The organism is Syntrophaceticus schinkii, assembly GCF_000946815.1.
Taxonomy (GTDB): domain Bacteria; phylum Bacillota; class DSM-12270; order Thermacetogeniales; family Thermacetogeniaceae; genus Syntrophaceticus; species Syntrophaceticus schinkii.
Map to the genome: position 1 here is coordinate 1 of NZ_CDRZ01000289.1, position 6,308 is coordinate 6,308.

Sequence of the window (6,308 nt, forward strand, 5' to 3'; positions counted from 1 at the left end):
AAATAATTTCAAGTATAAGTGGAACAGTTTAAGGAGTTTCGAGTAAGATTCATTTCAGTGTTTTTAGGGAAGGGGACTTGGCGGGCGTGCGATAGGGTTCCCCTTCTCGCTATTTATCCTTTCCGTGATGATTGTCATGTTCAATAAATAATCCATAATGTCAAATCAGTATGCATCATTTACGTCATAAAAAGCAAGAAAAAAATCCTCTCCCCCCGTCATTGGGAGTGAGAGGCGACACAATCATTAGCGAACGGTTTTCCGACTTGATATGTATTAACTCATCTTGATGATGAGTACATAAACTACCGTCATTAAAGATATGTCTACGTTCTTTGGGTAACCTTAACCAATTGATTTTTTTAAGCATGTCGTATACTTTTATTGGACTATGAGGGAAATCATCTGGATAAACAATCTCAAGCAAAATAGAATATTTCGCTCTGATCTCTTTTGGATAATTTAATATCTGTGGATCAGCTACCATGCCTACAGCTGTAGGCATAGTAGTTAATCCACAACGCTTCAAATCAGGGTAATATTGTCTTAAATATTTCAAATCTTTTTCAACAGCATCAGTTAATTTCCCCATGGTCTCAATGTCCTTTCTTTACCGATATTCGTAGTGATGCTCTTAGCTGCAATAGCAGCACCTGTCACTTCTTTGGCATTGGCCTCCTGCTCATCGATTAACTCTTTAACTCTAGATTCATAATCTGAAAACGAAACTGTAGTTTTATAGTACCCAGTCGTACTTATTGAAGTTAGATTTTCTAAAATAACCTTGCACTTAATTGAATCAGTTGATAATTCGTCAACTTTGTCTTTATACTCTTTTGTTACAACTATTTCATTATTATCCGCATATTTATCCTCAGCAATATCACTCTTTTTTACTATGGAACCTAATACCAGGTTATCCATGTTGTGTCTGATACCAAGTCTTGTAGCATAGAATTCACCGAAACTGATTCCTATTCCAATTTTTAATTTATGTCGGCCTAGCTCATCGCATTTTTCATTATTGATACACTCAACTTCATCTTTGATCTTTAGGGAAGCTTCAAATGCCCTAATAATATCCTCGTCACTCTCATCACTAAAACTATTAAAAACTGCAACAATCCTGTCGCCTTGAAACTGAACACGTACGCCATCAGCTAAATCTACACAATCGTTTAATTTTTGATAAAGCATTTGAAGTACAGCAAATAGATCATCTAGATTACTATCTGAAACATTAAAAAGCTTAGTAAATCCCCTAATGTCAGCAAATTGGATACATCCTGTTACATGTTTGTTCTTTTTCCTATTTAATCTTGAAAAATCAATTTTTGCTCGTTGCACTTTCGAACTTTATCTCATCAAGTTTCACATCAGCAATATCTTTGCAGTATTCTTCCAAATCATCCATAAGGTTCTTTATAACATCATCCATAGTAAGGCTTGTATACTTTGCTTTATATATTGAGGGACTTCCTTTTAGTCTTTCGTGTATTTCTTGTAATTCGTCATCGTCTAATTTTGTAAAATTATCTTGTTCCGAATCTGGTATAAAGTCATATGCTTCTTCTGTAATATAAATATATCCCGAGAAAGCGAAATTGGTTATCTTTGCTGCAATATTGGCTACTCCACCAATAGTAGTAAATTCATCTAAATCCTCTATTTCATATTTATAATATTCACCATAATCTGCTCCGCCCTGCAACTTAAATTTTGTGTATCTTGAATAGACTCCCAATTCGTTAAAAACATCGTAACAAAAAGTAAAACATGACAGTATTAACCTTTTCGCTCTCAACTTATATTGCTCATCATTTTCATCATCGAGTTTTTCTATATATACATGCACTCGACCATGAGTAAATTTTTCTATTTCTCCATTAAAATGCTTTACTGCCTTCGTAATTCCTGCAAAAAATGTGTGCAAGCGATGTATGCTTCTTTTTACTTCATCATTTGCTTCTTCTTCACCCTGTATAATTTCATCCAAATTTTTAATATTAACATAGAAATGAATACCCTCTGACTTATTCATTTTTTCTGAACCTCTCCTTAAATTTTTTTGCGTGTTTTCACCTTACAACCCATAAAATACACCAGTGTTATTGCTTGTTATAATAATATCAGCTCCACAAAACAATCTAGAGCTGATATTATGTACATTTTCCGGATTTATCTCTTTTTTTCTCTTTGAGAAAGCGCACTACCAGCAACAAACTTGGTGTTATTACTTGTGCGTCTACTTCTCAGTAATTTAGAAGCCTTTGTGGCAACTTCACGGCTTGTAACTTTTTTGGCTATATCCTTCTCCCTCCTATACACCCGTATTTCGGCTTTCAATAATACTACAAAATAGCGTGACAAAAAGATTCCAAACGAATCTCATAAATCCACATTATCATAATCGTCTTCGTCTTGTGGAATGGTTAACAAAGTAGCAACTATACCTAGGTTTGCAAAGGGTACCGATTCTTCAATGATATAACTTAAATCGTATACACCATCACCAGAAATCCAACTTCCTGGCCTAACATTCTGGGATTCCTGCGGGATGCTCTTTCCAATAAAGAAATCATAGGCATATGTATCCTGTGATAAGTAGCCTGGGGCAACCTCATAACATCTACGAAACCTAGTAGATGTTATGCTCCATTTTACCTTGGAGCCCTCAGATAGAATTACAGCACAACAATCTATGTCATTTTGTTTCACGAGCCTTATAAGAGTTGATGTCAATGAAGTTCCATAACGAGCAGCCATTTCTTTGGCTAAATCCATATTCAGAGGATTTCGCTTAAGAATACTTTTAGCATGCTGGCTAGGAAAAAGCAGTTCGACCGCAAACTGGTTTGCTTCACTCTCATGACCCTTACCACTGAAAGAACCTTCGATGTCTTTTCCTGCACAATTATAAATATTTTTGTTGTGTCCCTTGATTAGATAATGACCCAGTTCATGAGCAATTGTAAAATTCCTTCTTGTTTTATAAGCTATATTTGCGTTAATAATAACCGCTGCTTTGTTATTCTTCCTGACAAGACATCCATCATAACCACTACTCTTACCTAAATCTTTCTCTCGATAAAGTAATCCTAATTCTTTCACTACCTCTTCAGCATCAACAGAATAAGTTAGATTTAATTTGCAAGAAAGTTGCCTCGCATACATCTCTGGTGATAGACGTGGCTCAAAGTTAAGCATTTTTTTTTACTCCTGATCTAATTCTTCTAAGACTTCCAATATCGCCTTTTGCGCTTTTTCATCGTCATCTTCACTTGCCTCTTGAGATTTACGAAATGAAACAGCAAAATCCAATAAAGGTTCTTCGCAAACTTTTCGAGTACTACTTTCTCTAGTTATACAATTCATAAATTTATCATAACTATCCTTGCTTACTTCCACAGGCTCATCCTTAAACATATATTCGATTAACTCACCTTCTAGATCTGCCATATCCAAGAAAAGATCAGAACACTCAGCAAGATAGTCAATCATATAGTCTAAAAGAGCGCATGTTTCATCGTCATACTTATCAGCCAAATCGTCTTCTTTGGAAAGCTCATCTTCTTGGCAATCCATCCGAACTTCTTCTAAAAACGTTTTAAGATTCACACTTATCCCTCCTCCATTAATTAAATATATCTCTCTTAATTTCCCAACCATGACCTGATATGTTTTTTTATAATCAGGTAATGGGGAGGAGAACGGAGCACACCTCCCCAAAATCTTATTTTCTAAATCTCTATTCCTTCTTTTCCAATCTCTATTAGAATCTTAGCTCTTATTCTTTTTCGTATTTGCCTTAGTGAATCAACCTTAACGCCTATCAATTCTGCCTTTTCATCATTTGAAAGATACTGTCTTGTGAGAATAAGCCATCTGCCTCTATCTTTTTTGCTGAGACGCTCGTTAATGATTCTTTTTACCATCTCCAGCTTATGTTTATCAAGACAGTTCTCTGCTTCATTAATATCATGAATGTCATACCTACAAACTACAGTTTTTTCTAAAGGTAAGAGCTTCTTCCTTCTACTTATGAAATCCACTGCCTTATTCGAAGCTATTCTATATAGCCATGACAGCAAGGGATCACCTGATCTCGCTCTATCTATTTTGAATGTTTTAATAGTTTCAGGCAAATCCATAAAAATATTGTGTGCAAGATCTTCTGCTTCATCTGAATATGTTCCCAGTTTTTTTTATTAGGAATTTAACTATTTTCTTATAATAGATTCTGTAAACTTTTTCCCATACCGATACATCCTTTATCTTTAAACCCTCAACAACTTTTACCAATGTCAAACCAAGCTCACTCTCCTGTAAAATCTTTTTTCATAATGGACATCAATTTAATGCACCTCCAAGTACTTCGACTATGGTTCAATAATATTACAATCGTCCGTGACAATTTAATAGTTTATATAGCTTCTGCTATGAATAACAGCGTCCGGTCTCCCCCCTCAGCACCAACGGAATATTATAAAAAGACAAAACGCTTTGTTTTTCCCATAAAAATAAAAACAACACCACAATTTGTGTCCAGGCTACTAAAACCTGACATCATCCATGGTACCTAGTAGCCTGGGGAAAAGACAACTGGTATCAGTTGGTCATTACCAAATCATCAAAAAAGGGCTCCAATCCGGTGCCCTTTACACACGGTGGTTGCCTTATTTACTCGAAAAATTATCACTTTCATGTTTTTTTACCATACCTTCTCTCCCTTCAAATAAATTATTGAAAAGAAATAGGTTTTCTGCATGTATTATTAAATAGAGAAAATCTATTTTTATAGGTTCTAATATAGTGATGACATTATGAGGGGTAATAAAAATACAATTATAGCTTAGCATATAATACCTGGGGTGCCAAAATTCGTATTGTCCTCTTCGCGGGCTAATATTGACATTATTTGATATTAAAAACACTTATTCAAGCGCTATCCAACTTTTTCTGCCGATAACACCATGTTTATGACAAAATTGATTTTGCACGTTCTAAAACATGCAAATAGAAATCCGGTACGATAAGTTTATATAAACCGATTGATTTAATCCCCGAAACAATAGGAAGCAAAGGCAACCACCAGTATTTTCTTACGTCAGATGCAATATTTTTCGGGAGAAAGCCATTGTTCTCCAGCTTGCCTTTGTTCTTATTGTTTTCTTATAAACAAATGTGATATTGATAAAATAGTTAAACCTGCCATCCAATCCTAGTTAAGCATAGCAATCCGTTATACCGATCGGAATATTACTTCTTAATTGATTTTTTTTGTTTTTTCATTTAAATGCTCCATTTCCACTTAGAAATTCCTGCATCATCAACCCAATCCCCACCAGAGGGATATGGTAAGACATATAGGACTTCACCCTACGCTTTCTATTAACGGTGAGCCAGTAATCAAATAGATCAGATTCAAAAGATCAGGGTGCTGGTATTCGACAAAAGTTGGGTGTTACACGGTACCGTTGCGAGGGGGCGCTTTTCCCCCCGAGCTTGCTAGCCGGCTGTCTCCGCGTAACAAGTTAATGGTAGCAAACAAAAATCTCCTTGCTGGACGATTGTCTATTCCCGTTCTCTTCTCATTACAAGGCTGGGTGTCTCCAAGATTATCTAAAGTCGACACGATTTATTTCGCCTCAGATAAACCCGTGATTGCATACTAAAAACCATGATTGTTCTGGTAATAAACATTATGTTATAAAAGAACCCCGCGGACTTCCTTGGCAGAGGTTCTCTTAAGTTCACAGTTCATATTTTCACGTTTTGCTAGTATTCGACAAAATACGGGTGGTACACGGTCAATGTCATCAAGTTAATATGTTATTTAGTGGAATTGACTTGGAGTAAATAATTTTCAAAAACCCCTTGACATTTGAAAAATCGCCTAACAATCGAAAGAACACAGTTTTTATTGTGTACCTTACATTTGTTAGGTGATAAAATTGAAACTATCTAGGTGTTTTAACAGGCTTATTGAGGAGAATCAACAGCTTCTTAATGACTATTTGTTCAAGTGCTCAAGCCGCATAAAGCCAAGTCATTTTTCAAGGAAGTCTAAAATGGGATTTAAAGAAACCATGCTCTTTATTATGAATATGGTAAGAAAATCGTTACAATTACAAGTTGAGCTGAATAGTTTTTATGAGAACGTATTGAAGACTGACACTACAGTATCAAAGCAAGCTTATTGTGAAAGCTCGGCAAAAGAATTTGATCCTAAAGCCTTTTAATAAGAGTTGAATGAACTCAGTAAACAAGGTTTGTAATACGAGCAATGTAGACGAATTTGAAAATTA

Annotated in this window: 7 protein-coding genes; 1 reads left to right on the forward strand and 6 read right to left on the reverse strand. The window is 35.3% G+C overall.

Going from position 1 to position 6,308, the window contains the following annotated elements; genetic code table 11:
• Positions 1-184: 184 nt before the first annotated feature.
• The 6 genes from SSCH_RS15025 to SSCH_RS15050 form a co-directional block, all read right to left on the reverse strand.
• Positions 185-592, reverse strand: a complete 408-nt coding sequence (locus SSCH_RS15025; protein ID WP_044666190.1) for a hypothetical protein — start codon at positions 590-592, stop codon at positions 185-187.
• Positions 580-1,347: an adenylate/guanylate cyclase domain-containing protein gene (locus SSCH_RS15030; protein ID WP_044666191.1), complete on the reverse strand. Its 768-nt coding sequence runs from the start codon at positions 1,345-1,347 to the stop codon at positions 580-582. The genes SSCH_RS15025 and SSCH_RS15030 overlap by 13 nt, the downstream gene beginning before the upstream one ends.
• Positions 1,328-2,041 (reverse strand): hypothetical protein, encoded by a 714-nt coding sequence (locus SSCH_RS15035; RefSeq protein ID WP_044666192.1) that lies wholly within the window; start codon positions 2,039-2,041, stop codon positions 1,328-1,330. The genes SSCH_RS15030 and SSCH_RS15035 overlap by 20 nt, the downstream gene beginning before the upstream one ends.
• 347 nt (positions 2,042-2,388) lie before the next feature.
• A complete protein-coding gene (locus SSCH_RS15040) occupies positions 2,389-3,207 on the reverse strand; it encodes an ImmA/IrrE family metallo-endopeptidase (RefSeq protein WP_044666193.1) in 819 nt (272 codons plus the stop codon).
• A gap of 6 nt (positions 3,208-3,213) precedes the next feature.
• Positions 3,214-3,618, reverse strand: coding sequence for a hypothetical protein (locus SSCH_RS15045; protein ID WP_044666194.1), 405 nt, complete (start codon positions 3,616-3,618; stop codon positions 3,214-3,216).
• A 122-nt stretch (positions 3,619-3,740) separates the two neighbouring features.
• Positions 3,741-4,199: an RNA polymerase sigma factor gene (locus tag SSCH_RS15050; protein ID WP_084711236.1), complete on the reverse strand. Its 459-nt coding sequence runs from the start codon at positions 4,197-4,199 to the stop codon at positions 3,741-3,743.
• A 1,872-nt stretch (positions 4,200-6,071) separates the two neighbouring features.
• On the opposite strand from SSCH_RS15050, the gene SSCH_RS18500 reads away from it, so the two are divergent.
• A complete protein-coding gene (locus tag SSCH_RS18500) occupies positions 6,072-6,242 on the forward strand; it encodes a hypothetical protein (RefSeq protein WP_156972347.1) in 171 nt (56 codons plus the stop codon).
• Positions 6,243-6,308 lie beyond the last annotated feature (66 nt).

Excerpts from the sequence above, each read along its gene's own strand:
- SSCH_RS15040 (WP_044666193.1), bottom strand. The coding sequence starts at position 3,207 with ATGCTTAACTTTGAGCCACGTCTATCACCAGAGATGTATGCGAGGCAA.
- SSCH_RS18500 (WP_156972347.1), top strand. The coding sequence starts at position 6,072 with ATGGGATTTAAAGAAACCATGCTCTTTATTATGAATATGGTAAGAAAA.
- SSCH_RS15025 (WP_044666190.1), bottom strand. The coding sequence starts at position 592 with ATGGGGAAATTAACTGATGCTGTTGAAAAAGATTTGAAATATTTAAGA.
- SSCH_RS15035 (WP_044666192.1), bottom strand. The coding sequence starts at position 2,041 with ATGAATAAGTCAGAGGGTATTCATTTCTATGTTAATATTAAAAATTTG.